Below are 25,567 nucleotides of genomic sequence, written 5' to 3'. Positions count from 1 at the left end.
GCGATTGGCAGATTTCAGCTTTGCTGTATGGGTGGCATTTCAGGACCGGGACAATTGAATTTGATGCCAAACGACTGCAAAGCCTTGCAAAACAGCCGCCCCGCGGGCAAGCTCACCCCGGCGTGGCATGGTTTTGCACTCCCCCTGTTACCTCCGGCAAACCAACCCTATATTGGCGCCATGAAACAGATCCTTCTGCCCGCCGCCCTCATCGCGCTGATATCCGCGCCGCTTGCCGCCCAGGAAACCGGGGAAGAGGACAGCGGCCCCTCGCTGATGGAGCGCGGGGCGGAGCTGTTCTGGGAGGGGCTGCGCGAGGAGATGGCCCCCGCCTTGGACGACCTGCAAGGCATGATGGCACAGATCGGCCCCTCGATGGCGGAATTCCTCAGCGAAATGGGTCCCGCCCTGGCCGAGATCGCCAAGGAGGTGGAGGATTGGAGCGCCTATGAGCTGCCCGAGATCCTGCCCAACGGCGACATCATCATCCGCAAGAAACCCAAGGACAACGCGCCCGCGGACAAGGACAAGGGTGAAGAGGAAGGCGTCACCGAAATCTGACGCCCTGCGGCAGGCCCTCAGGCTGCGGGCGGCTCAGCCGGTTTTTTTGAAACTCAGCACCACTTCTGCCGCCAGGGCCTTGCCCAGCGACTGCAGGCGGGATTCGGCCACTTCGCCGTATAGCGGCCGCGACGCCTCCGGCAGTTCGGCATGCAAAATGCGTTTGCGCGGCTGCCAGCGCAAGGACCCGATATCACCGCTGCTGGTCAGCATCAGCATGGCGCCGAACCGCATCGCCTTGCCCAGCTGCTCGGCCTCATGCTGGCCTTTTTCATCCAGCAACCCGTAGAGATGCTCAAAGGTGCTGCCCTGCCGCTTGTTGCTGTAGCGGTGCAGCAGTGCCAGTCCCAGGAATACCCGCTCGGAATGTTTCAGCCCGCCCAGGTTGGCGCGGGTGGCATTGTCGAAACAGACCTCGGCGCGGTAGTCGGGATGGGCGCGCCAGCTGACGTCGTGCAACAGGCAGGCCGCCTTGACCAGCCGGCGTTTGCTGTGACGGGCGCCGCTGAACAGCGGGCTGACAAATTCATACAGGGTGCCGCCGAACCCGGGCACGCGGGCGTCCTTGGCTTCGGCAAAGCGCGAGGCCTCGATCAGCGGGTCGCGGGCGCGCAGCCGCTGCGGCATCTGCTCATACAGCAGGCCCTCGCGGATGCCATAGCTGGAGACGGCGATATCCTTGGGTTTGAAGGTCTTGACCAGCCGCGACAGCACGTCGATCGCATAAGGCACCAGCGACATCCGGCTGGAGGAGATACCGCAGGCGTCGCGCAGCTTGTCCAGATTGCAGGTCTCGATGTAGCGGGCGGTTTCGCGCACATCCTTGGCCGACATCCGGTATTCGTGCAGCACCTTCAGCGGATAGCTGCGCCGGTGCATGTCGATGCGGGCAATGGCGCGCCAGCTGCCGCCGACCAGGAACAGGCGGTCGCGCTGTGCGCCCATCTCGCCTTTCAGCTGTTCGATCACCTCCTTGATGTGGGCTTTGCGGCCCTTGCGCCCGCCCTTGATGTCGCGCAGCTTCAGCGGCCCTAGGGATGATGTGACCCGCCGCCCGACCGAGTTCTCCTGGATCTCCGCCAGCTCCATTGACGAACCGCCGATATCGCAGACCAGCCCATAGGCGCCGGGCCAGCCCAAGAGCACCCCCTGGGCTGACAGCCTGGCTTCTTCGCGCCCGTCGATGACGTGGACTTTGAGGCCCGTCTCGCGCAACACCTCGGCGCAGAATTCCGGACCGTCCTCGGCATCACGCACCGCGGCGGTGGCGACGGCGGACAAGGGCGGCAGCCCCATGCCCTTGGCCAGATGCTGGAACCGGCGCAACGCCGACAGCGCCCGCTCGCGGCCTTCGGGGTTCAGGCGGCCGGATTCCGACAGGCCGGCCCCAAGCGCGCACATGATCTTTTCGTTATAGAAATAGGCCGGGCTGCGGGCGGCGCCGTCGAACACCACCAGCCGGACCGAGTTGGAACCGACGTCGACCACCCCCACCCGCGACAGCGCCCGGGCTCTGGGGTCATCAAAGATCGGGCGGCCGAAGGGCCCCCAATCGGCATTGGCGGCGGCGGGGTCCTGGGTGACGTTCATGAGGGCTCCGTCTGGCAATCCGCGGTCAGGATGGTCGAAGGGAGGGCAGCGGTCAACCGCTTGCGGATGCGTCATTTTCCGCGGCCTCCTGGCGGATCTCGGACAGCACCCGCACCGCCAGCGGCCGGGACAGGCTGCGTTTTTCCGCCAGTGACAGCCGGTCCAGCCGCCCGACAATCCGCGCCGCGGCGGCGAATGAGCGGTCCATATGCGCCACCAGATAGGGAATCACATCCGGCTTCGGGGTGATCTGGCGGTCGTTGAACAGTTTGGCCAGCACCACCGCCAGCAGCTGGTCGTCCGGCGGCTGCAGCTCGGCATGGGTGGCGGCCTGCACCCGGCTTTGCAGATCGGGCAGGGTCAGCCCCCAGAGGTTCGGTGCGCCGCGGCCGGTCATCACCAGCGAATACCCGTTTGCCAGCACCATATTGTGCAGATGGAACAGGGCGTTCTGCTGCGCGCTTTCCCCGGCAATCTGCGGCACGTCCTCGACCACGACGGGGCTTTGCGCCAGCTCCGGCACGGCCTCGGCTGTCAGCTGTGCCGCCGGCAGGATTCGCGCGCCCGACTGGCTGGCCCAGACATGCGCCAGATGGGTTTTGCCCGCGCCCTTGGGACCGGTCAGCACCAGCTTGCCGCTGGGCCAGGCAAAATGGGGATCCAGAAGCGCCACAGCCATCGCATTGGACGGGGCGACAAAGAAATCCTCCCGCCCCAGCGCAGGTTTTGCCGGGAGGTCAAAGCTCAGCTGCTGTGCCATGTGCCTTATTCCGCCCCTGCGTCCCGCTTTACGACACTGGGATGGCTTTGCCCCTGATACAGGCGGCTGTCCAGATACTGCTCGGTCAGGAAGCGGGCCACTACCCCCAGCGCGGCGGCGACAGGCACCGCCACCAGCATGCCGACAAAGCCGAACAAGGCGCCGAATACCGACAGTGCCAGCAGCAGCCAGACCGGGTGCAGGCCCACCGAGCCGCCGACCAGCTTGGGCGTCAGGAAGTTACCCTCCGCCACCTGGCCGATGGCAAAGATGATGCCCACCAGCCCGATCGACAGCCAGTCGCCCCAGAACTGGAACAGCGCCAGGCCGATGGCCAGCGCACCGCCGATGAGGGCGCCGAGGTAAGGAATGAAGGTGATGAGGCCCGCGATGAAGCCGACCGCGAGGCCGAAGTTCAGCCCCACCAGCATCAGCGCCACCGCGTAATAGGTGCCGAGGATCAGGCAGACCGTTCCCATGCCGCGGATAAACGACGCCAGCACCGCGTCGATCTCGCTGGCGATGCGGCGGATCACCGGCTGGTGGTCGCGCGGCAAGAGCTCGTCGATGCGTTCGACCATCCGGTCCCAATCCAGGAGCAGGTAGACGGCGACCACCGGCACGATCACCAGCAGCACCACGATGTTGAGGAAGGAGGCGGCGCCGCCCAGCAGGGATTGCAGCATGCCCACCGCACGCGATTGCAGCGTCTGTGCAAAGGAAGTGACCGCCTGGTGAATGCGGCTGTTCTCCTCGATGATCGAGGGGAAATGCTCGATCGCAAAGGCGCGGGCATCGCGCACCAGCTGCGGCAGCACCTGCGCCAGGTCGATCATCTGCGCAATCAGCGTCGGCACCACCACCAGAAGCAGCAAGAGGAAGATCAAGAGCGCCCCCACGGTGATGGTGGCGGTGGCGCCGGTGCGGCTCATGCCCCAGGCCTCCAGCCGGTCGGCGACCGGGTCGATCATATAGGCGATGGCAGCGCCCAGGATGAAGGGCATCAGCACATTGCCAAGCGCCCACATCACCACAGCAAAGACAACGGCGGCAATGCCCCAGTACTTCAGCTGCTGTTTCGCCGGTAATGCCATGGTCCGCGTGCCGCCTCTGGTCCGTTTGCGTCAGGATCTTGGCGCCAGTCTTTCCTGATGGGGCAGTGGCTTGCAAGGGGGCAGGGCGATTCCCCTGTGGGCAAGGCGGGGATAAGGCGGAAAAGGCCGGGGGCAAGTCACGGAAACCGACCGCCCCGGTGGGGCGGGGCGTGCCCTCAGCTATGAATGGTGCCCAGCTCCGGGGTGTCTGCGCCTGCGTCTTCGCCCGGCCAGTTGGTGCGCCAGATCTCAGCCGACCAATGGCCGCAATGCACCGCGGGGCGGTCGAAGCCTGGAACCGGCGGCAGCAGCGGCTGCACCGCCACGTCATGGCGCGGCACCGCGAAATAGGGGAAGGAATAACGCTCCCGCCCGGTCTTGTTCACCACCCGGTGCGGGGTGGAGACCAGCCGCCCGCCGGACCACAGCTCCAGCATGTCGCCGATATTGACGACAAAGCCGCCGGGCGGGCAGTCAGGGGTGATCCAGCCGCCATCCCTGGTCTGCACTTCCAGCCCGCCCACCGGGTCCGGCGCGATGATCGTCAGCGCGTCGGTGTCCTTGTGCGGGTGGATGCCGAACCCTTCCTCTTCCGGTGCCTGCGGCGGGTAGTGCAGCAGGCTCATGTTGGTGAGGGGTGTTTCGAACGGCTGCTGAAACGCCGCCGGCTCCAGCCCCAGCCCCTCGGCCAGCGCGCCCAGAAGCAGGTGAAAGACGCCGTCCAGCTCTGCCCAGTAGCCCAGGATCACCTCGCGCGCCTCGGGCACCTCCACCGGCCAGCGGTTGGGGCCGTAGAGAGCACAGTCGCTGCGGATGGGATCCTCCGCCGCCACCTCATAGTGCAGCTTGTAGCCTTCGTATTTGTCCGCAGTGCCTGAGCCGTCGTTCGGCGTGAAGAACCCCATCGGGATATAGCCGCGGTAATTGTCCCGCGTAATCGCCTGATCCCATTTGGACTTCTCCGGAATGGCAAAAATTGCGCGCACCGCGTCCCGCACCGATTCCACCGTCTCTGGCTGAACACCGGTGCCGGTGACCGACAGGAACCCGATATCCTCAGCCGCCGCCAGAATGGCCCGGATGGTGTCGTGCCGCTGCGGGTGTCCAGCGTCGCGCAGGGGAGAGATGTCGATCGTGGAGATGCATTGCATCACAAATACCTCACGCCCTGGCGTTTCAGCTCAGTCTGAACGGCAGTGATGTTCACCGCGTCGAAGTCGCAGCCGGATTTCACCGACAGCGCTGCGGCAATCCCGGCGCCCTGACCGGCCACAGCGCAGCAGGCCATGTTGCGGGTGGCGGCATGGGCGATCCTGTCGCCGCCGATGGCGCGGCCCGTCACCAGCAGGCCCTGAACGCCCTTGGGCAGCATCGACCGATAGGGGATCTGCATGTAGCGTCCGGTGGTGGGCAGGATCAGCACGCCGTAGCCGTCGATGAACTCCGGGTAGATGCCGATGGTATCCTCGAACCGGCCCTGATTGCGGGTCTCGTCTTCGGTAATGTTGTGATGGGCGTTGATCTTGCGGGTGTCGCGGATGCCGATGGTCATGCCGAAATTCCGAAGCCGCGCGCCTTCGCAGCCCGGCGTATAGGCGCGCAAGGCGTCAATCGCATGCATTGCCTGTTTGCGGCCCTCGATCTCGCCCTTGGTCATGCTGTCGGGGTCGGTGCCGTCGATCCCGGCCAGATGCACCAGGTTCATATAGGTCATCTCGCCCGAGTCATGCACCGCGCCCCAGGTGCCGCCGATGGTGTTCAAATGCGCCGGGATCACCCCGTCGCGGATCGCCTGCCCGAACGGCTTGGCCAGAAAGGGCGAGAACATTTCGTCTTCCTTGCCCGAGGTCTCCACCTGCCATTCGCCGGTGGACCAGTTGGCATAGGTCTGCGGATCGGCCTTCACGCCCTCCATGAATTTCTGCTTGTCGACGCCGGCAATGTGGAACATCACGCTGGCCGCCTGCATTTCCTCGACCGGCGTTTTCACGCAGGGCGCCCCCATCATATGGGCAATGTCAGCATCCCCCGTGGCGTCGATCACTCGCTTTGCCAGCACCGCCTCGCGGCCTGCTTTGCTTTCGACAATCACACCGGTGATCCGGCTGCCCTCGCGGATCGGCGCCACAAACACCCGGTGCAGCATCGGGTGGATGCCGGCTTCTTCGACCAGCTTGTCCGCGACCAGCTTGAACCCCTCACTGTCCAGCTCGTATGACAGCGACTGGCTTTCGGGCACTGCGGCGCCCATCATCTTGGCGCGCTCTTCGAATTCCCAGCCGATGCCGCCAGCCTCGACCGTTTCCGCGTGACGGTACCAGGCGAACCCTTCGACCCCGACAGTAGTGATATTGCCGCCGAAACAGCCGAACCGGTCGAGCAAAGCCACCTCTACCCCAGTCCGTGCCGCCGCCAAGGCCGCCGCCAGCCCGCCGGGGCCGGAGCCCACAACCAGCACTTCGGTTTCATGAATGACCGGTATCTCGCGGGCCGGCTCAAGGATGGTTCTTGCCACGTCTGTCTCTCCCTTGTCCCTGCTGAGGGCGCTGTTTCCGGTAACACTTTCGAATCTTGTACGGCGATTCAAGTTCCTTTGCGCCAAGATGCTGTAAAAGCGACATGCGCGGGCAGGCGGAACCGGCTGCTTTGCGCACTGTGCCGCCTGCAGCAAAGCCCTGCCCGGCAGATGGATTAGGAGATTTCCGTATTTAATGCGACACTTGGCGAATGGTTAACGAGTATAAGGGGAGGCGTCATGCCAGAGACAAAGAAAATGCTCGATCCCGACCCGAGGGTCTGGGACTTCGAGACAGAACATGAGCTGGGACAGGACAACATCCGGCCGTTCGGCCTGGATATTCATAATCCGGTCTTTCTGATCTCCAGCGTTTTGATCGCGGCTTTTGTGCTGATTGCGCTGGCCAATCAGGAAGCCGCGGCGGCCTTTTTCGGCTGGCTGAGGCCCTGGCTCACCAGCACCTTCGACTGGTTCCTGGTCTTGTCGGTGGATGCCATCACTCTGTTCTGCCTGGCGCTGATCGTGCTGCCGGTCGGTTCGGTCCGGATCGGCGGCCAGGATGCGACACCGGACTATTCCTACGCCGGCTGGATTGCGATGATGTTCGCGGCCGGCATCGGCATTGGCCTGCTGTTCTTCGGCGTGCTGGAACCGGTTTATTACAACTTCTCTGAAGGCGGGGCTGCGCGGCCGCTGAACATCGACATCACGCAGCCGGGCAATGAATACATCGGCATTGTCGGAACCATTCACCACTGGGGGCTGGAGGGCTGGGCGGTCTATGCCGCAGTCGGCCTGTCGCTGGCAATCTTCTGCTACAACCTCGGCCTGCCGCTGACCCTGAGGTCGGCTTTCTACCCGATCCTGGGCGAACGGGTCTGGGGCTGGTGGGGTCATGCCATCGATACGCTGGCGGTCTTTGCCACCTTGTTCGGGCTGACCACCTCGCTGGGCCTAGGCGCACAGCAGGTGGCGGCCGGGCTCTATGAGGTCTTTGGCATCGAGCCATCCCCGACAGTTGTGGTTCTGCTGATCATCGGCATCACCGCGATTGCGCTGGGCTCGGTTCTGATGGGCATGGATGCCGGCGTTAAACGCCTGTCCGAGATCAACATGGTGATGGCGGTGGCGCTGTTCATCTTCGTGATCCTGGTCACTGGCATCGGCACCGCAATTTCACGTTATTTCAGTGTGATGGTGGACTATGTTCAGCTGCTTCCGGCGCTCTCAAACCCGTTCGGGCGCGAGGACACCAGCTACTTCCACGGCTGGACCACCTTCTACTGGGCCTGGTGGATTGCCTGGTCGCCCTTTGTCGGCATGTTCATCGCCCGCATCTCCAAGGGCCGCACGGTGCGCGAGTTCGTGCTCTGCGCGCTGATCGCCCCCACCGCCGTTTGCGCGCTGTGGATGTCGACCTTTGGCGGCGGCGCCATCGACATGCTGAATGCCGGCGGCGCCGAAGGCGTCAAAGCCACCGTGATCGATGCTTACAAACCCGAAGGCGCGCTGTTCGGCTTCCTGAAGGAGCTGCCGCTTTATTCCATCGTGGCCCCGGTCTCGCTGGTGCTGATCGTGATCTTCTTTGTGACCTCGTCGGACTCCGGCTCGCTGGTGATCGACACGATTACAGCGGGCGGCAAGATGGACGCGCCGGTGATCCAGCGGGTATTCTGGTGCACGCTGGAGGGTCTGGTGGCGATTGCCTTGCTGCTCGGCGGCGGATTGTCGGCGCTGCAAGGTGCTGCGGTGTCCACCGGCATCCCCTTCACGCTGGTAGTGCTGATCATGTGCTACTGCCTGTGGCTGGCGCTGCGGGCTGAACGGGCGAAGATGTAGGCTGCTATTAAAAGCATTCTGAAACTGCTGCGGGCGTTCCGGCGCCCGCAGTTTTTCTTTTGGGACGTGGCGCGCAGCGGCACGGCCCGCGCCTGACCTTCCCCCCGGTCAGGCGCGGGCCTTGTGTTGCGGCAGTGCCGCATCCCGGCAGGGCTGGATCATCCCCTTGCCCGCACCCCCATCACCCACTAAACCGGGCGGGAACTCGAACCCACATCACCGATGGAGCCAAGATGCGCCTGTCCCGCTATTTTCTGCCGGTTCTGAAAGAGAACCCCTCGGAAGCCCAGATCGTCAGCCACCGGCTGATGCTGCGCGCCGGGATGATCAAGCAATCCTCCGCCGGGATCTATTCCTGGCTGCCGCTTGGTTTCAAGGTCCTGAAAAAGATCGAAAGCATCGTCCATGACGAGCAGATCCGCGCCGGCCACATCCCGATGCAGATGCCGACCATGCAGTCGGCGGACCTGTGGCGCGAGTCGGGCCGCTATGAGGCATACGGCCAGGAAATGCTGCGGATGAAGGACCGGCATGACCGCGACATGCTGTTCACCCCCACCGCCGAAGAGCTGATCACCGATATCTTCCGCGCCCATGTCAGCAGCTACAAGGACCTGCCGCTGACCATGTACCAGATCCAGTGGAAATTCCGCGACGAGATCCGCCCGCGTTTCGGTGTGATGCGGGGCCGCGAATTCTATATGAAGGACGGCTACAACTTCGACCTGACCAAGGAAGACGCGCTGCACGCCTATAACCGCCACCTTGTCAGCTACCTGCGCACCTATGAGCGCATGGGGCTTCAGGCGATCCCGATGCGTGCGGACTCCGGCCCGATCGGCGGCGATGACACCCATGAATTCCTGGTGCTGGCCGACACCGGTGAATCCGAGGTGTTCTATGACAGCGCCGTCACCGATCTGACCTTCGGCGACCGCGAGATCGATTATGACAGCGTTGAGCAGTGCCAGGGCGTGCTGGAGGAGTTCACCTCGAAATACGCGCGCACCGATGAAACTCATGACGAGGCGGTCTTTCTGCAGATCCCGGAGGAGCGCCGCCGCGTCGCCCGTGGCATCGAGGTGGGTCAGATCTTCTACTTCGGCACCAAGTATTCCGATGCGATGGGCGCCACCGTGCAAGGCCCCGATGGCAAGAACGTACCGGTCCACATGGGCTCCCATGGAATTGGCGTCTCCCGCCTCTTGGGTGCGATCATCGAGGCAAGCCACGACGACAAGGGCATCGTCTGGCCCGAGGGCGTGACCCCGTTCCACTGCGGTATCGTGAACCTCAAGCAGGGCGACGAGGAGGCCGACGCGGCCTGCAACCAGCTCTATGCGGCGCTGACGGCGGCCGGGCTGGATCCGCTTTATGACGACCGCAAGGAACGCGCCGGCGGCAAGTTTGCCACCATGGACCTGATCGGCCTGCCGTGGCGTATCACTGTCGGTCCGCGGGGGTTGAAGAACGGCGTGGTGGAGCTGACCTCGCGGCGCACTGGCGAGAGCGAGGAGCTGTCGCCGGAAGAGGCCGTTAAGAAGGTGGTTGCAGTCTACAAAAAACACCCGACCGGACGCGGTTTCTGATCCGGGCCAGAGATTGGAAAAGAAAGACCCCGCCGGCGCTGCCCGGCGGGGTCTTTCTTTAGGCGATTTTCAGGCTGGCGTGCTTAGCTGTGTTTCAACGGATACTCATGCCCGGCCAGGCGGTGGAACAGCGCGGCGATGGCGACCAGGGCCACCGCGCCGGCCAGCACCGGAAACAGCAGGAAAGAAAAACCGGGATCGGCTGCAAAAACCATCAGCGGATCAGCGCCTGCAGGCGGATGCGTCAGCCGCAGCGCTGCCATCACTGCAATTGCCAGCCCCACGGCCAGCGCCAGCGCCCACCAGGTTTCCGGCAGCACGGCATTAAGGCTAAGACTGATAGCAGTGGCCAGCAAGTGGCCGCCGACCACATTTGCAGGTTGCGACAATGGGCTTTGCGGCACTGAGAACAGCAGGACGCAGCTGGCACCGAAGGGGGCAATCAGCAGCAGCAGATTGGCGTGGGTGGTAAGCAGGGAAAGTGCTGCAATTGCCAGGAAGGCGCCCAAACCGGCAGTTATCACACTCCGCGGCGATGGATGCGGCAGCGCGCGTTTGAAATACTTGTCCATGTTGTCCCCGGTTCCTTGAGAGGCGGCAAGCAGCCCGTTAAAGCCTGCAGGCAGGAGGAGGCAAGGCAATATCCAAATCCGGCATGAACCTGTGCCGTTCCGTCGGCGTGCTGCCAGACGGCCGGGACCAAGAGTTTTAATAAAGACTCTTGGCAAATCTTTTTGCAAAAGATTTGCACCCCGCCTGCAGGCGGGGGCTTTGCCCAAGGCTTTTGTTCAGAGGATGTCAAAGTTGGCAGTGCTCAGGTCCTCAAAGTCCACGCCGCGCAGGCCAGCTCATTTTCTTCAGCGATCTCGATCTCTTGGCACAGGCGAATGCCTTTGCGAAATGGCTCGCCCGGTTCCGCAGCTCCAAATGGGTTGTCTATGCCAAACCGCCCTTCGGCGGGCCGGAGGCGGTTCTGGCCTGCCTGAGCCGTTACACCCACCGGGCCGCCATCTCGAACGCCCGTCTGATCACCGCCGATGCCGGTACCGTGGCCTTCCGCTGGAAGGATTGCCGCATCAAATCCGGTGATCGCCCAAAGGCCATGCGGCTGGCCACGTTCGAGTTCATCCGCCGCTTCCTGATGCATGTTCTACCTGACGGCTTCCGCCGCATCCGGCACTATGGCCTTCTGGCCAGCCCTGCACGCAAAGCAAACATCACGAAAATCCGCGCTTTGCTCTGCGTCCAACGCGTTGAACAAGCCGCCACGCCAGAGCCCGAAGCCGAGATCGCTCCGCTCTCCTTGCGCGAACAATGCTCCTGCTGCGGCGGCCCCATGCGCATCGTCGGGATATTCCGCCGTGGCCGGAAACCGATGTCGCGCGCGCCACCAAAGGAGCAGGCCGCATACACGATGCTTGCCCATCCAATCCAACGAGCACTGGCCGCTCCTGGACGGACGGCCCAAGCCCGCTGCGCCCGTCATTCCGGATGATCGCTGCAAATATCCGGCGCTCCTTCACTCAATGAGATATCCGCTGCGAATGGCTGCTGCTGACGCACGCAAATAGATCAGAGGTGCGCTGGTGGCAGTGTTGCCATCAACCGCAATTCCTCTTCCCCATAGACAACGCCCAACCCCCGCGGCTTCCTCCTTCCGAGGTTTGTCAACGCCGGCCGCAGGCCGCGCCAGAAAGCAATGCGGCACCCCGGCCCGCATCGAAAAACCTTCAGGAAACCGGCCAATCCAGCTCTGCCATCTGCAGCATGCTGGATACCAAGCACTAGATCGCTCCGCGATAGGGGCTCTGCGTGGCCGGTGTTGGACTGAAGCGGGATGTGTTTCGCGGTTTTCGATGTCGGGTGTGTGCTGTTGGCCGAGGTGATTTTGCCTCGGTTGACAGAGGGTTTTGCCATGACCAAGCAGCCTCCTGCACCGGCGGCATCCCTTCGGGCGCGCATGATCGCGGATATGCCGGCACGCAATCTCGGACCGGCATCGCCGACCAGCCGCCTGCGGGCCTGCAAGCGGTTTGCCTCCTGGCTCGGGCGATCTCTGGAGACAGTCTCACCGGATGACGTGAAGCACTTCCAGCAGCATCTGATCGAGAGCGGGACGAGTATCTGCACCCGCAGCCAAACCATGACCGGGGTGAAGTTTCTGTTCCGGGTCACCCTGCGGCGGCATGATCTGGCAGCCGAGGTTTTCCGCCTGAAGGAACCGGTGAAAGTGCCGCTTGTGCTGAGCCGCAACGAGGTCAGGCGCATCCTCGCCATGGCCCCCGGCCTGAAGGCGCGCGTAATGCTGTCGCTCGCCTATGGCTGCGGCATGCGCGCGGGCGAGGCCGTCCGGCTGAAGGTCGGCGACAGCGTGCCGGAGGCGCGTCTTCGACACGGCGGGGAACAGAAGATCATCCGCATTGTGCAGGCCAAGGGCCGCAAGGACCGCAACATGATGCTGCCCGGGGACATTCTGGGTTTGTTGCGCGAGTGGTGGACCGAACGCCCCGCGAGCCAGAACACGGGCGTGCCCGGACCCGAGCGGGTTCTCTTCCCCGGCTATCGCGGCAAACACCTCTCGGCCCGCCAGATTTCGCGGCTGTTCAAGCAGGCGGCCCGGGCCGCAGGGATTACCAAGCCGGTGACGCTGCACACGTTGCGCCATTCCTTTGCGACGCATCTGCTGGACGATTTGAGGCCGGCCAAGCACAAGAAGGGCAAGAAATGCGCGTCATAGCGCGCCTTGCCCCCATCACATTTGGACGTCGCGGATATCTTCCGCATGCATGGTGCTGCCTGGCGGGCGGCCAATGCGGGCCATATCAGCCTCGATCAGTTGAAGGTGATGAGCGCCATCGAGCGCTGCCGCACGGTGGCGCTCGGCGGTCATGCCGCGCGATGTGAAGACTGCGGGCATAAACACATCGCCTACAATTCGTGCCGGAACAGGCACTGTCCCAAATGCCAGGCGGGTGCGGCCAAGGCCTGGCTGGCGGCGCGCGAGGCCGAGCTGCTGCCCGTGCGGTATTTCCACCTGGTCTTCGCGCTGCCGAAGCCAATCGCCGGCATCGCCCGGCAGAGTGAGCCAATGGAACGCCAATGGTCCGAAGAGACATTGGCGAACGCGGGAGATCTGCAATCTGCTGATGCGATCAAGCGCGGACACGGTGATCCGGATCGCCGCCGGCCCCAAGCACCTTGGCGCCCGGGCCGGCCTCACATCCGTCCTGCACACATCGTGCCGGAAGCGCGTCTTCGACACGACGGGCTCGGCGATGACGCACCACCCGCATGTCCACATGATCGTGCCCCCCCCTCTCGGCAGATTGCTGCCGCAATCGCCTGCCAGGCAGTGGGACGGCGGCCTGTCTGCGGATGGCACCGGTTGGATCGCCTGCCGCGGGAACTTCTTCCTCTCCGTCCGGGTGCTGTCACGCCTCTACCGCCGCTTCATCCTCGGCGGGCTTGCGGATCGCGCGGCCTTCGACGCTTTCCTGCAACCGCTGCGCAGGATCGATTGGGTTGTGTATGCCAAGGAACCCTTCGCCGGACCAGGGCCGTGCTGGCATACCTGTCGCGCTACACCCACCGTGCCGCGATCTCCAACAGCCGGCCTGATCCGCATGGACGGCCGGGGCCTCACTTTCCGCGTCAAGGATTACCGCGTCCACGGCCCCGGGCGGCAAACCAGCATGACCCTGAAGGCCGGCGAGTTCATCCGCCGGTTCCTGATCCATGTCCTGCCCAAGGGGCGGCATCGCATCCGCCACTACGGCTTCTTCGGGAATGGCAACCGTGCCGCCAATACCGCCAGGATCCGGGAACGGCTCGGGGCCGGGCAGTCAGATCCGGGTCTCGCGCGCGACGGCACGGCCGGTGAGGCCGAGGCACCCGCCCGCGTCCTCGCGCTGCCATGCCCCTGCTGCGGCGGGCGGTTGATCATCGCCGAAACCATGGCGCCAGAACGGCGCCCCAGGGCGCCGCCAGGAACAGCGAGGGCTGCCGCATGACACGCGCGCCAAAGACCGGAAGTCCAATTGCCGCTGCTCGCGATACCGCTTGCGGCCAATCCGGCATGCCTGCAGCCCGGATAGGAGAGGTGCGAAGGTTGCCGAGCCCCGCGAGAGGCGGCGCATGCCCCTCAAAGCTCACAAAATCCGTGCCGAAGCTGCCTGCAACGAGCGCAGTTGGCCCAACCTGCAGAACAAGAACCAAGGCAATCAACCGCTTCAAACCCCCATGGAGCCAGCTGGCCTGCCCAATTCCAGCACTGCGATTTCCCGCTTGCGCGCTTCTCCGACGCCAGGCAAGGCCGCGCATCACTCAAACGTCGCGCGTGGCGCCCGAGAAACCTGCAGCGAAGCTGCTGTCCTCGGCCAGCGCCTCAAGCCCGGCCGAGGCCGCTTCACCGCGGTTGTAGAGATCAAAGCTGCCGTCGTGGGCGGCAAACCAGAAAGGCGTCAGAAAGGTGCCGCCTTGGTCAGAGGTGTTGGTGGCAACAATGCGGATACCGGTCATGGGGTGTCCTCAAATTGAAATGACGCAAGGGCACCCTGGGGCGGGAAACTCTGTTCGCATAGCTTTGCAGCCTTCACGGAAGTTCAACTGGAGGCGGCCTTGCCGTGAGGTCAGGCGAAGGTCATTTGGGTTAATGGCGGGAGGGCGGCGCTGCCGGAGCCAAGGCATTTGCGGGGCGCAGCGTTGCCGGAATTTTCTTGCAAGAAAATTGTCTGCGGCCCGAGGGGGCAACGCAGGGCGCCGTGCGGCGGCATCTGGCAGGCGAAGCTGCGGCAAGCCCAGCGGCGCCGGCAGCAGCGGAAATCGGGCCGGACCGGCAACCACACCTTGACCCCGGGCGCCCGGCAGCACAGGTTGCAGCAAAATCTCCGGGCAGGACAGCATATGGCCACGACACCTCCGCCGTTTTCACGATTTGAATGGATTATCGCCTGGCGGTACTTGCGCGCCCGCAAGGCCGAGGGCGGGGTCAGCGTGATGACCTGGATCAGCCTCATCGGTATTACCCTGGCGGTGTTTGCTCTGATTGCCACGCTGGCGGTGCGCTCGGGCTTCCGGTCGGAATTTGTCGGCACCATTCTGGGCGCCAACGCGCATGTGACGCTCTATTCCTATGGCGAGGTGACTGAGACCGGCGTTCTGGACCGCTCGCTGAAAGACTATCAAGCGCTGGCTGAAACAGTGGCCGCGGTGCCCGGCGTCACCCGGGCGGCCCCGCTGATCAAAGGACAGGTGATGGCCAACCGGCGCCAGCGCAATGCAGGTGTTGAGGTGTTCGGCATCTCAGCGGCTGATATTCAAGGCATCCCCGGTGTCGCCCAAAGCGAGGAAGCGGTGGGGGATCTGGCGCGCTTTGAGGCCGGCATCGCCATCGGTTCCGGCGTGGCACGCGAACTGGGGGTGAGCGTGGGCGACAAGATCAAGCTGATATCCCCCAATGGCGTCAAGACTGCCTTTGGCACCAGCCCGCGGGTCAACGCCTATGAGGTGGTCTATGTCTTCACCGCCGGACGCTGGGACATTGACCGCACCCGCGTTTATCTGCCGTTTGCCGAGGCGCAGGGTTTTTTCAACCGTGAAGGCGTTGCGGATGAGATCGAGGTGATGGTGGAGGATCCGGAGGACGTTGATGCCATGGCGGTTGCGATCCTGGGCGCGGCAGGCGGCGCTGCCGGAGTGTGGACCTGGCGCGATGCCTCGGGCGGGTTCCTGCGGGCCTTGGAGGTCGAGGACAATGTGATGTTCATCATCTTGTCGATCCTGGTGCTGATTGCGGCGATGAATATCGTCTCGGGACTGATCATGCTTGTCAAGAACAAGGGCCGCGACATCGGAATCCTGCGCACCATCGGCCTCAGCGAAGGGTCGGTGATGCGGGTGTTTTTCATTTGCGGCGCCTTTACCGGGGTGCTGGGCACGGTGTTCGGCGTGCTGCTGGGGTGCCTGTTTGCGCTTTACATCGATCCGATCTTTTCTTTCGTGAACTATCTGATGGGCGGCGGCGTCTGGGACCCGTCGATCCGCGGCATCTATGCGCTGCCGGCCGAGCTGCGGCCAGGCGATGTTCTGTCGGCTGTTGGCCTGTCGCTGGGACTGTCGTTTTTCGTGACCATTTTCCCGGCCCGCCGCGCGGCTCGGCTGAACCCGGTGGAGGCACTGCGATATGAGTGAGATCACGCTGGAGCTGACGGGGATCAGCAAATCCTATCTGCAGGGCACGCCCGGCCAGGTGGATGTTCTGCGCGGGGCTGATCTTACCTTGCGGGCAGGCGAGGTTGTAGCGCTGGTGGCGCCGTCTGGCGCGGGCAAGTCGACGCTGCTGCATATCGCTGGCCTGCTGGATACGCCGGACACGGGCGAGGTGCGGGTTGCGGGCGAGGATATCACCCGAAAGGGGGAGCGCCGCCGCACCCGGGTCCGGCGCCAGGAGGTGGGGTTTGTCTACCAGTTTCACCATCTGCTGCCGGAATTCACGGCGCTGGAAAACATCGTGCTGCCGCAACTGGCCAATGGCGCCTCGCAAAAGGCAGCAGCGGCGCGGGCGGCGGATCTGCTGGGCACTGTGGGCCTCGCTGGCCGGGCCGGCCACCGCCCTGCGGCCTTGTCCGGCGGCGAGCAGCAGCGGGTTGCGTTTTGCCGTGCGCTGGCCAATGCGCCGCGGGTGCTGCTGGCGGATGAGCCGACCGGGAACCTGGATCCCGGCACCGCTGACCAGGTGTTTGCGGCGCTGATGGAATTGGTGCGCGGCACCGGTCTGTCGGCGCTGATTGCCACCCACAATCTGGAATTGGCCGCGCGGATGGACCGGCAGGTGAAGCTGCAGGATGGGCTGCTGGTGGCCATATGAGCAAATTGCGCCTTTGCCGCGCAAGGCCTTCGGCGAGAGTATTTGCGAAAAGATGAAGGCGGCGGAGAACGGCAGCAAGCGGCGGCAGGCGGAAGTTTGCCGGGGGCATCAGGCCCAGGCTATGGCCGGGCGCGGCGGTTTGCTATCAGGTGTTCAAACCGGCCCCGGCAGGTTAGGCTGGCCGGGAATGCGCAGAAAGGGCTGAGACGTGGTGAATTCCGTAATCGAAAAAGATGTGACTGTTGAGGGCAACATCACCTCCAGCAAAGGCAGTGTCGAGGTCCGGGGCCGGGTGGTCGGCGATCTCTCGGCGCAGGCGGTAACAGTGCATCAGGGCGGCACGGTTGACGGCGCACTGAGCGCGCAATCTGTGACCGTTGAGGGCAACTACAGCGGCAAGATCCAGTGCGAGGACTTGCGGCTGGCGGCAAGTTCGCAAGTGAAGGCGGATGTGTCTGCCCAGAGCATGGCCACCGAAAGCGGTGCACAAGTGGAAGGCACAATCCGGATCGTCGGCAAGAAGGGGTAGGGGCAGGCAGCAGCCTGCCGTTGCAGTGCTGTGCGGATATAGCGAAAGTTTCCGCACAGCCCCTGTCGGCGTCACGCGATCTGGGTGATCCAAACCCCTAGCGCCATCACCGAAATGCCTGCCGCGCGTGTCAAGGTCAGCGGGCTGACCTGGGCGCCGAACCAGCCGAAATGGTCGATTAGTGCAGCCGAGATCAGCTGGCCGATCAGCACAAAGAACACCGCATTGCCAACGCCGAAATGCGGCGCCACATGGGTGATTGACAGAACGTAAAAGGCCACCAGAACGCCCGCCAAAAGCAGGTGTTTCGGTGCCGCCGGGATTTTTGCCAAGGCCTGCGGTCCGGCGATCAGGCAATAGATAAGGGTCGAAATCAGCGCAATCAGGAACAGTACAACAGCGGCTGAGGCCGGGGAGCCGATCAGCTTGCCCAAGGCGGCGTTCAGGGCTGCCAGCACCGGGATGCCAAGGCCAGCGGCCAGCATGATGAGGGCGTATTGTGTCATGGGCCTGTGCCTTTTCATGGTTGCGGGACTGTTCTGGACGCATTCGGTCCGCGGGGACAAGTGCTACGTTGCGGCGCCGGAATCCGGCGCGGTTTCCGGCCCTGAAAAATTGATTTTTCAGGGCCGTTTTCATTGCATGGAAACGGCGGGTCAGTCGCAGATGCCGCGCAGTTCAGCGTCTTTCCAGGGCAAGTAGACATCACTTTCGCGGTTTTGTGGCAGGGCGCTGACCGGCATTGCTGCAGCCAGCATCCCGTGCAGCCGGCGGGTTCGCGCCGCCTGCGGGGCCAGGGCGCGGCAGCAGACGTATTCTTCGATGATGGCGCCCTGCTGCTCAAAGCCATAGGTTAGAAAATCCGGCTCACCTTCCAGGTCGAACAGATAGGGATCGCGGCGGCCGCCATGTTCGGCAGCCGCGCGCAGCGGGTGGTAGCCGGTGCGCTTGCGGTTTTGCCACTGCCAGACATGGGTCGCCTCATGCGCCAGCAGCATCGCCTCGACCAAGTGCAGTTTGTCCGGATAGTCCGGCAGGTAGTTCTCCGTGTACCAGTCCCGGACAAAAAAGATGCGGTTGAACAGCGCGACGGCAGCGGGAGAGGAGGTGACGACCTCGTCCGTGACAGGCGGCAGGATGCGTTCGCGGCAGGTGACGCGCGGGCGCTGCGTGCGGCGGAAGGTGATGGCGGCAACCGGTGCGCCCTTTACAATGCGGACCTTGCCGGCGTTCAGGCTGGGCCCGTGCAGCCCGGCCAGATAGGCGCGTTCGGTCTCTGTCAGCGGACGGCCGCAGGCGGAGAGAGCCAGCAGGGCAAGAAGCAGGACGCGGATCATGTGTGCATTGCCATCCGGTCAGCAGCTCATTGCCAGCACGCGGCTGATTTCGGTCAACGTGCGGCCCGATTGCTCCATCCAGGTGTTGAAAGCGGCTTGCACGGATTTCAGTGCGGTTTTGGAGGTTGCGGGCTTGTCGATCACCCCTTCGGCGATCAGGCGGGCGGTGACGTCCTGGGACAGGATGAAACTGTCGCGGCCGGCAAAGCGCATGGCGTATTGGCCGGTATTGCCGCCCAGGCGGGCGCCGCGTTTTTTGAGCATTTCCAGAAGCCCGATATAGTCGGTAGAGGGCCAGCCGCCCAGTACCTGGCCCGCGCCGCCCTCGTCACGCAGCTCCATCAGAAAGGCGGCGTTGGCGCGTACGGTGGCGAGCTTGGCACCGTTCCTGACCACGCGGGAGTCGCCAAGGACCCGGTCGAATTCGTCCTCGTTCATGAAGGCGCAAGGGCCTGGGTCGAAGCCGTGAAAGACCTCTTCGAAGCCGTCCCATTTCGCTTCGATCACTTTCCAGTTGAAGCCCGCCTGGAAGATGCATTTGGTCATGATAGCGAGCCAGCGGTCCTCCGGCAGCTCTGTGATCTTGGGGGCGGGTTTAGTGAGCTTTTCCTCCAGCGCTGCGGGGCCGCCGTGGCGGTCTGCAGAAATGGCGTGGATCTCGTCAAAGCTGCGCATGGCGGGTCCTTTTGGCGTCGGTTCAGGTTAGCGGGGCCGGCGCAGCTCGACAATGGATTTGCCGAGGCGGAAGGGAGCGGCGAAGCTGACGAGGCAAAGCGCGATGATCTGCAGCACCAAGATATGCGCATTGTCCTGCAGGTATTCCCATTCGTCTTTGAGCTTTGCGACATGGGCGACCAGATCGTCATAGGCCCGCGCGATGATCAGGAAATCGCCGGCAATGGCCGGCACCTTGCGGCGCATATTGTCGACCGCTCTTTGCGCGGGGCCGTCGAGCGCGGTGAAGACCAGGAAAGCCTCAGGGTCGAAGGCACTGGCCTGGGCCTCCATGTCCTTCATCTCGTCCATGTCCGAGCGGGGGGTGCCGAACAGGAAGCTGAGGCCCTGCAGCGGCGCGACCTCATCCGTCACCGCGATGAACAGGGGCAGTTCGGCGTTGCCCGCGGTGGAGGCGGAGAGGAATTCGACCTTTTCGCAAAGGACCGCGATGTCGGCGTCATAGGCGGGGTCGCAGAAGCGCAGCCGGAAGCGGGCGGCGTCGCGGTCGAAGGCCGCCGTTGCGGCATAGGCGATGTCGATCTGGCGTTCGAGTTTGGAGCTGTCGGCGGCGTAGATGCCGGAGATCACCGCGACCAGCGCACCGAAACCGCCAAGGACCACCCACACGAGGTCCGCCAGTTTCCAGGCGCGGTGGCCCGCCGGTTTGCGGAACAGAAAGGCGGTGCCGATGAGGCCCGCAAGGAAGAACAGCAAAAGCAGGGGCAGCTGGTTGTTTGCGATGAAATTCATGCCCGCTCTCTTTGCTGTGATTGGCTGGCGTGACCATAGGAAGGGAAAGGGGTTTCAGGCAACAGGCCTCACGGATGTGTCATGCGGCGCGCAGCGCGCATGGGTTTGGCCCGGCGGGAGGGGATCCCCGTCCGGTTGGTTTGCTGTTTTGGGGGCCGGTTGGGCCGTTATGTGCTCCTGGCCGAAAGGTCTGGCCGGGTAAGAGGTGGCGGCGCCGCCAGGATGGCGGAGGACCGGCAGGGGATCGCAAATCCCCATATCCGCTCGAAAGCTCTCGGTCTGCGGAGAACCCCTGCACCCAATGAAGAGGAGGGTCTTGGGGGGTCCCGTATCTCCTGCTGGTGCGGGGTGTCAGTCCGCACCTTGTGTCGCGACGGTTGGGAGTATGGCAGAGCGGGGTTAAAGGAGCGAAAGCGGGGCGTGCGGAGGTTTGGGGATTGGCGCAACGGGGGCGTGCCGTCCGGGCCGGATCGCTTGCGGCAAATCGCAGGATGCCTCCGGCGGGGATATTTTCGGCAAGAGGAAGGGGGGGAGGCTGTTGATCCCTTTGGGACGTTGGGGGGCGGGGTATGCGACTGATTAGGCTTCGCCCGTTTCGGCCTGAAACTGTCTGCTTGGATAGCTTCCTAGCCGGTCTCAATTTCCTTTGAGAGTTCGCGCCGGTTTCCCGCAGGGACAAACAGTCCGGGGGACTGTTTGCGGCGTGGACGGGCGGAGCCCTTCGCACCCAGCCGCGCAAATTAAAGAGCGGCGCTGGCAGGATTTCACCTGGGACGTGGCGCGTAGCGGCACGGCCCGCGCCTCACCTTCCCCCCGGGAAGGCGCTTCACGCCTCCCCAAGGTCAGGCGCGGGCCTTGTGGTGTAGGAGGTGTGCAGGAAGATTCCTAGGGTTCCTTGAACCATCAAGGCAAACTCAAAATTCCCATGCAACTATCGTCGCTAGGTATTCATGAATTACGGATCTGATTGTAACACCGTGATCAAAATCTAGTCTAAACCTGTAGACTTCAGGCTGAACGACATAGAAGCTTTGGTCGTCGAATCCACTTTCCGCAATAAGCCGCTGCATCCATCGGCTTCCGACTTCTGGCCAAACATCGAAGTGCTGCAGCGGGAATATTGCATCTAACTGTTCGTCACTAGCTGTTTGCAGTGGAAATACATCGCAGAAAATCGGTTCTTCAAATTTTGGTTCACCGTTTTCAAAGAAAACATGACCACGAGCGTTTTTGATAGCAACGTTTTTGACACGATCAACTTCCGGCTCAAACAGTGTTACCCTCTCTCCACCAATTGTTAGGTACTCTCGCTTGCTACGTTCAATTCGGCCGCGAAGCTTCGGATCCTTAAGAGCACTTTTGCCAGCATTATTTACCTGCAGATTAGGATCCGTGGTTCCGGACAATACTGCGGATAAAAAAGCAATAAAGTACTGTTCGTCCAGAGAATAGCTCTCGTTGCATTTTGCGCAAACTGCAGCAACCGGCAAGTTCTCTGGATATGGTTTTGTCAGTATGTTCTTTGTTGGAATGTGCTCCCGATTGGTTTCTCTAGAACCCAAAGTTCGGGAGCAATGATAGCACCAGCTATTATGGCGCTGATCAGAATGATCAGTGAAAACCTTTACCACTTAGGCTCCCTCAAACATCCAGCTCCTCCACGAACTTCGCGTTTTCCTGAATATACTGGTAGCGCAGCTCGGGTTTCTTGCCCATCAGCTGTTCGACCAGCTCGCCGGTCTCGCCGGGTTCGTCCTCGTCGATGGTGACGCGGATCAGCTTGCGGGTGGTGGGGTCCATCGTGGTCTCTTTCAGGTCCTTGGCGTCCATTTCGCCAAGACCCTTGAAGCGGGAGACGTCGATCTTGCCCTTGCCGCCCAGGCCCTTTTCCAGCCACGCATCGCGCTCGGCCTCGTCCAGGCAGTAGACGCGGCGCGCGCCCTGGGTCAGGCGGAACAGCGGCGGGCAGGCCAGATACAGGTGGCCGCCGTCGATCAGCGGGCGCATCTGGGTGAAGAAGAAGGTCATCAGCAATGAGGCGATATGGGCGCCGTCGACGTCCGCATCGGTCATGATGATGATCTTGTCATAGCGCAGATCGTCAAGGTTGAACTTGGTGCCGGTGCCGACGCCCAAAGCTTCGCACAGGTCGCGGATTTCGGCGTTGGTGCCGATCTTGTTGGAGGCGGCACCCAGCACGTTCAGGATCTTGCCCTTCAGCGGCAGCAGCGCCTGATTGACCCGGTTGCGCGCGCCCTTGCCGGAGCCGCCGGCCGAGTCGCCCTCGACGATGAACAGTTCGGTGCCGGAGCGGTCTTTGGAAGTGCAGTCAGTCAGCTTGCCGGGCAGGCGCAGTTTCTTGGTGGCCGATTTGCGCTGGGTCTCTTTCTCCTGCTTGCGGCGCAGGCGCTCCTCGGCACGCAGCACCAGGAAGTCGAGGATGGCGCCCGCGGATTTGGTGTCGGCGGCAAGCCAGTTGTCGAAATGGTCGCGGACCGAGTTTTCCACCATCTTGGAGGCGGCCTCAGTCGAGAGGCGGTCCTTGGTCTGGCCCACAAATGCCGGGTCGGCGATGAAGCAGGAGATCAGCGCGCAGCCGCCGGCCATCAGGTCGTCGCGGGTGATGTTGCCGGCCTTCTTGTTGCCGACCAGCTCGCCGTAGGCCTTGATGCCCTTGAGGATCGCGGACCAGAAGCCGGCCACATGGGTGCCGCCCTCGGGGGTGGGGACGGTGTTACAGTAGGACTGGGTGAAACCGTCGCGCGACGGGGTCCAGTTGATCGCCCATTCGACATAACCGGGCGCGTTGAATTTCTCGCGGAACTCGACCTTGCCGGCAAAGGGCGCGTCTGCATAGACCGAGGATTTCCCCAGCACTTCGCCCAGGTAGTCGCGCAGGCCCCCGGGGAAGTGGAAGGTGGCCTCGGCCGGGGTTTCGCCGTCGTCGATATGGGTTTTCCAGCGGATTTCGACGCCGGAGAACAGATAGGCCTTGGAGCGCACCAGGGTCATCAGGCGCTTGGGCTTGAACCGGTGGTGGCCGAAGATCTGCTCATCCGCGTGGAAGGTCACAAACGTGCCGCGCTTGTTGGGGGCGGCGCCGACCTTTTCCACCGGTCCCAAAGGCAGGCCGCGGGAGAAACGCTGTTCGAACAGTTCCTTGTTCTTGGCCACTTGCACCACCAGCGAATCCGACAGAGCGTTCACCACCGAGGAGCCGACGCCGTGCAGACCGCCGGAGGTCTGGTAGGCCTTGCCGGAGAATTTGCCGCCCGCGTGCAGGGTGCAGAGGATCACCTCAAGCGCGGATTTGTCCGGGAACTTGGGGTGCGGGTCGATCGGGATGCCGCGGCCGTTGTCGGTGATGGTGACGGAATAATCCGCGTTCAGGGTGACTTCGATGCGGTTGGCATGACCCGCGACGGCCTCGTCCATCGAGTTGTCGAGGATCTCGGCCACCATGTGGTGCAGCGCGCGCTCATCGGTGCCGCCGATATACATGCCGGGGCGCTGGCGGACCGGTTCGAGGCCTTCCAGAACTTCGATCGAGGAGGCGTCATAGGTGTCGGCTGCAGGCGTGCTGAGGAGGTCGTCGGCCATATGCGGGAACTGCTCTTCCTTGGTGTTGATTGGCCGCCATTATGGCAGGTGTTGGGGCCGGGTGGAAGAGGGACGCAAGGGGCTGTGGATAAGGCGGGTCGGGGCTTTTCTAACGCCAGGGAAAAGAGCGGTCAGGGCAGTGCCTGGCCCCGGGGTGGGCGAAAAGCACACCCCCGTTTTGCCGCCGGGCGGCAGCGGATGCACGGGAAGGCTCTGATTACTGTGCGGGCCAGAGTGAGTTTTCAAACCATCGAAGGTAAGTTCCGATAATCCGGGTGCGTCGATATTTTCCGTGCGGTGCAGGGGGCTGAGAGGTAGACCTCGACCAGCGAATGGCATGAGGAGGGCGCACGGGTGGCTGACAAGGGGATCAGGACGCAGGATTGGGTGGCGTTCCGGGCGGAGGCGCAGCGGATGCTGGAGGCGGCGCTGGACCAGATGCAACAGGCCGCGGAGCGCCCTTGGCAGCCGGTGCCTGACGACATTGATGCGCGCTATGCGGTGACGGCGGAGGCGCAGGGGCCGGAAGCGGCGGTGGACCGGATTATCCGCGACGTGCTGCCCTATCATGGCGGCAACACCCATCCGCGGTTCTGGGGCTGGGTGCAGGGATCGGGGCTGGCGACGGACCTGATCGCTTCGGTCGCGGCGGCAGCGGTCAATGCTAATATGGGCGGGCGCGATCACGGAGCGAACTATATGGAGCGTGCCGTTGTCGGCTGGACCCGTCAAAAGATGGGGATGCCCGAAGGGGCCAGCGGGTTGCTGGTGACCGGCACTTCGCAGGCGACGGTGATTGCTTTTCAGGCAGCGCGGCTGCGAGTGATGAAGGATCTGCGCCAGCGTGGTCAGGGTGACGTGCGGCTGACGGCCTATGCGGGTGAGGGCGTGCATAACGCGACCCTGAAGGCGGTGGAGCTGCTGGGCATCGGCTCGGACAACCTGCGCAAGGTGCCTTTGGCTGGCGGGCGGATCGACTGCGCGGCTTTGGCGGCGATGGTTGAAGCCGACAAGGCCGCCGGGGCGCTGCCCTTCCTGGTGGTGGGCACCGCCGGATCGGTGGATCTGGGATTGTATGATGATCTGAATGCGCTGGCGGATGCGGCGGCGGATCTGGGGCTGTGGCTGCATGTGGACGGGGCATTTGGCGCCTGGACGCGGATTGCGGCGGAGCCTTGGCGGTCCTTGTCCGACGGGATCGGACGGGCCGACAGCATTGCGCTGGATTTCCACAAGTGGATGTATGTGGGCTATGACTGCGGCATGGCGCTGCTGCGCAACGAAGACGAGCACAGGGCGGCGTTTTCGGCCCGGCCATCGTATCTGGAGGGGGCCGAGCGCGGGCTGGCGGGTGGCGAGCCGTGGTTCTGCGATTACGGCATCGACCTGAGCCGCGGCAACCGGGCGCTGAAGGTTTGGACCGCGCTGGAAACCTATGGCGAGGCGGCGTTTTCGGAAGCCATTACGGGGAACTGCGCGCTGGCGGCATTCATGGCGGCAGAGATTGAAGCACGGCAGGATATGGCGCTGGGGGCGCCAGTGGTGTCGAACGTCTGCGTGTTTACTGCCCGCAGTGATCTGGAACCTGAGGCGCAGTCCGAGGTCAACGCGCGCGTTGCCCAGACCCTGCAGGAGAGCGGCGAGGCGGTGTTTTCCACCACCCGGTCGCAGGGCCGGGTGATGCTGCGCGCCGCGATCACCAACCACCGCAGCCGCGAGGCGGATGTGCGGGCGGCCATTGCGGCGGTGGCGCGGGAGGCGGCTGCATAGGCGGTTTGCCATGCGCCCGGCCGGATGCCGGGGGCGGGGCTGGCCGGA

22 protein-coding genes and 2 pseudogenes are annotated in these 25,567 nt (G+C 63.5%); 11 read left to right on the top strand and 13 right to left on the bottom strand.

The annotated features are described in order from the left end of the window. The first annotated feature begins 180 nt into the window (after positions 1 to 180). Positions 181 to 561, top strand: coding sequence for a hypothetical protein (locus AQUI_RS0121995; protein ID WP_027259448.1), 381 nt, complete (start codon positions 181 to 183; stop codon positions 559 to 561). Between the two features lie 33 nt (positions 562 to 594). Here the strand turns inward: AQUI_RS0121995 and AQUI_RS0121990 are convergent, their stop codons facing one another. From AQUI_RS0121990 to AQUI_RS0121970, 5 genes are all read right to left on the bottom strand, one after another. Further along, positions 595 to 2,151, bottom strand: coding sequence for a Ppx/GppA family phosphatase (locus AQUI_RS0121990; RefSeq protein ID WP_027259447.1), 1,557 nt, complete (start codon positions 2,149 to 2,151; stop codon positions 595 to 597). 52 nt (positions 2,152 to 2,203) lie between these two features. Further along, positions 2,204 to 2,911, bottom strand: a complete 708-nt coding sequence (locus AQUI_RS0121985; RefSeq protein WP_027259446.1) for an HdaA/DnaA family protein — start codon at positions 2,909 to 2,911, stop codon at positions 2,204 to 2,206. Between the two features lie 5 nt (positions 2,912 to 2,916). Next, entirely contained in the window at positions 2,917 to 4,005 is a 1,089-nt protein-coding gene (locus AQUI_RS28600; RefSeq protein WP_035920155.1) for an AI-2E family transporter, read from the bottom strand. A gap of 176 nt (positions 4,006 to 4,181) precedes the next feature. Further along, entirely contained in the window at positions 4,182 to 5,156 is a 975-nt protein-coding gene (locus AQUI_RS28595) for an isopenicillin N synthase family dioxygenase (protein ID WP_035920153.1), read from the bottom strand. After that, complete coding sequence (locus AQUI_RS0121970; RefSeq protein ID WP_027259445.1) at positions 5,156 to 6,520, bottom strand: FAD-dependent oxidoreductase; 1,365 nt, start codon at positions 6,518 to 6,520, stop codon at positions 5,156 to 5,158. The genes AQUI_RS28595 and AQUI_RS0121970 overlap by 1 nt, the downstream gene beginning before the upstream one ends. A 240-nt stretch (positions 6,521 to 6,760) precedes the next feature. On the opposite strand from AQUI_RS0121970, the gene AQUI_RS0121965 reads away from it, so the two are divergent. Together AQUI_RS0121965 and proS are read left to right on the top strand one after the other, a co-directional pair. After that, on the top strand, positions 6,761 to 8,362 hold the full coding sequence (locus AQUI_RS0121965) for a BCCT family transporter (protein WP_027259444.1): 1,602 nt from the start codon (positions 6,761 to 6,763) through the stop codon (positions 8,360 to 8,362). Between the two features lie 233 nt (positions 8,363 to 8,595). Next, entirely contained in the window at positions 8,596 to 9,951 is a 1,356-nt protein-coding gene (gene proS / locus AQUI_RS0121960) for a proline--tRNA ligase (protein ID WP_027259443.1), read from the top strand. Between the two features lie 83 nt (positions 9,952 to 10,034). Here the strand turns inward: proS and AQUI_RS0121955 are convergent, their stop codons facing one another. Then, complete coding sequence (locus AQUI_RS0121955; protein ID WP_027259442.1) at positions 10,035 to 10,523, bottom strand: HPP family protein; 489 nt, start codon at positions 10,521 to 10,523, stop codon at positions 10,035 to 10,037. 356 nt (positions 10,524 to 10,879) lie between these two features. On the opposite strand from AQUI_RS0121955, the pseudogene AQUI_RS28590 reads away from it, so the two are divergent. The 4 genes and pseudogenes from AQUI_RS28590 to AQUI_RS28580 form a co-directional block, all read left to right on the top strand. Next, positions 10,880 to 11,359: pseudogene (locus tag AQUI_RS28590) on the top strand (IS91 family transposase); the annotation flags it as partial. 507 nt (positions 11,360 to 11,866) lie between these two features. Then, on the top strand, positions 11,867 to 12,688 hold the full coding sequence (locus AQUI_RS28585; protein WP_084294548.1) for a tyrosine-type recombinase/integrase: 822 nt from the start codon (positions 11,867 to 11,869) through the stop codon (positions 12,686 to 12,688). A gap of 45 nt (positions 12,689 to 12,733) precedes the next feature. Beyond that, positions 12,734 to 12,973, top strand: a pseudogene (locus AQUI_RS32085) (transposase zinc-binding domain-containing protein); the annotation flags it as partial. Positions 12,974 to 13,097: 124 nt separating this feature from the next. Continuing rightward, positions 13,098 to 13,961, top strand: a complete 864-nt coding sequence (locus AQUI_RS28580) for an IS91 family transposase (protein WP_245596959.1) — start codon at positions 13,098 to 13,100, stop codon at positions 13,959 to 13,961. A gap of 313 nt (positions 13,962 to 14,274) precedes the next feature. Here AQUI_RS28580 and AQUI_RS0121935 read toward each other — a convergent pair whose 3' ends face one another. Further along, positions 14,275 to 14,469, bottom strand: coding sequence for a spondin domain-containing protein (locus AQUI_RS0121935; protein ID WP_027259441.1), 195 nt, complete (start codon positions 14,467 to 14,469; stop codon positions 14,275 to 14,277). Positions 14,470 to 14,853: 384 nt separating this feature from the next. Between AQUI_RS0121935 and AQUI_RS0121930 the strand changes: the two genes are divergently transcribed. The 3 genes from AQUI_RS0121930 (at position 14,854) to AQUI_RS0121915 (ending at position 17,345) form a co-directional block, all read left to right on the top strand. Further along, positions 14,854 to 16,140 (top strand): lipoprotein-releasing ABC transporter permease subunit, encoded by a 1,287-nt coding sequence (locus tag AQUI_RS0121930; protein WP_027259440.1) that lies wholly within the window; start codon positions 14,854 to 14,856, stop codon positions 16,138 to 16,140. After that, the gene (locus AQUI_RS0121925) at positions 16,133 to 16,816 is read left to right on the top strand and encodes an ABC transporter ATP-binding protein (protein ID WP_027259439.1); all 684 of its coding nucleotides are present in this window, start codon (positions 16,133 to 16,135) and stop codon (positions 16,814 to 16,816) included. Before AQUI_RS0121930 ends, AQUI_RS0121925 begins: the two co-directional genes overlap by 8 nt. Positions 16,817 to 17,024: 208 nt before the next feature. Next, positions 17,025 to 17,345 (top strand): bactofilin family protein, encoded by a 321-nt coding sequence (locus tag AQUI_RS0121915; protein WP_027259437.1) that lies wholly within the window; start codon positions 17,025 to 17,027, stop codon positions 17,343 to 17,345. Between the two features lie 71 nt (positions 17,346 to 17,416). Here the strand turns inward: AQUI_RS0121915 and AQUI_RS0121910 are convergent, their stop codons facing one another. From AQUI_RS0121910 to parE, 6 genes are all read right to left on the bottom strand, one after another. After that, a complete protein-coding gene (locus AQUI_RS0121910) occupies positions 17,417 to 17,851 on the bottom strand; it encodes a DMT family transporter (protein WP_027259436.1) in 435 nt (144 codons plus the stop codon). A 150-nt stretch (positions 17,852 to 18,001) separates the two neighbouring features. Then, the gene (locus tag AQUI_RS0121905) at positions 18,002 to 18,682 is read right to left on the bottom strand and encodes a hypothetical protein (protein WP_027259435.1); all 681 of its coding nucleotides are present in this window, start codon (positions 18,680 to 18,682) and stop codon (positions 18,002 to 18,004) included. Positions 18,683 to 18,700: 18 nt separating this feature from the next. Next, positions 18,701 to 19,357 carry a DNA-3-methyladenine glycosylase I gene (locus AQUI_RS0121900; RefSeq protein ID WP_027259434.1) on the bottom strand — a complete coding sequence of 219 codons (657 nt, stop codon included), beginning with the start codon at positions 19,355 to 19,357 and terminating at the stop codon, positions 18,701 to 18,703. Positions 19,358 to 19,384: 27 nt separating this feature from the next. Then, positions 19,385 to 20,149 (bottom strand): hypothetical protein, encoded by a 765-nt coding sequence (locus AQUI_RS0121895; protein ID WP_027259433.1) that lies wholly within the window; start codon positions 20,147 to 20,149, stop codon positions 19,385 to 19,387. A 914-nt stretch (positions 20,150 to 21,063) separates the two neighbouring features. Further along, positions 21,064 to 21,780, bottom strand: a complete 717-nt coding sequence (locus tag AQUI_RS30955) for a hypothetical protein (RefSeq protein WP_156916899.1) — start codon at positions 21,778 to 21,780, stop codon at positions 21,064 to 21,066. 10 nt (positions 21,781 to 21,790) lie between these two features. After that, positions 21,791 to 23,749: a DNA topoisomerase IV subunit B gene (gene parE, locus AQUI_RS0121890; RefSeq protein WP_027259432.1), complete on the bottom strand. Its 1,959-nt coding sequence runs from the start codon at positions 23,747 to 23,749 to the stop codon at positions 21,791 to 21,793. Positions 23,750 to 24,103: 354 nt separating this feature from the next. Here parE and AQUI_RS0121880 point away from each other — a divergent pair, with 354 nt between their 5' ends. Then, entirely contained in the window at positions 24,104 to 25,519 is a 1,416-nt protein-coding gene (locus AQUI_RS0121880) for a pyridoxal phosphate-dependent decarboxylase family protein (protein WP_027259430.1), read from the top strand. Positions 25,520 to 25,567 lie beyond the last annotated feature (48 nt).

The organism is Leisingera aquimarina DSM 24565, assembly GCF_000473165.1.
Taxonomy (GTDB): domain Bacteria; phylum Pseudomonadota; class Alphaproteobacteria; order Rhodobacterales; family Rhodobacteraceae; genus Leisingera; species Leisingera aquimarina.
The sequence above is the reverse complement of the archived record's forward strand: the minus strand, read 5'-3'. Positions and strand labels throughout refer to the sequence as shown.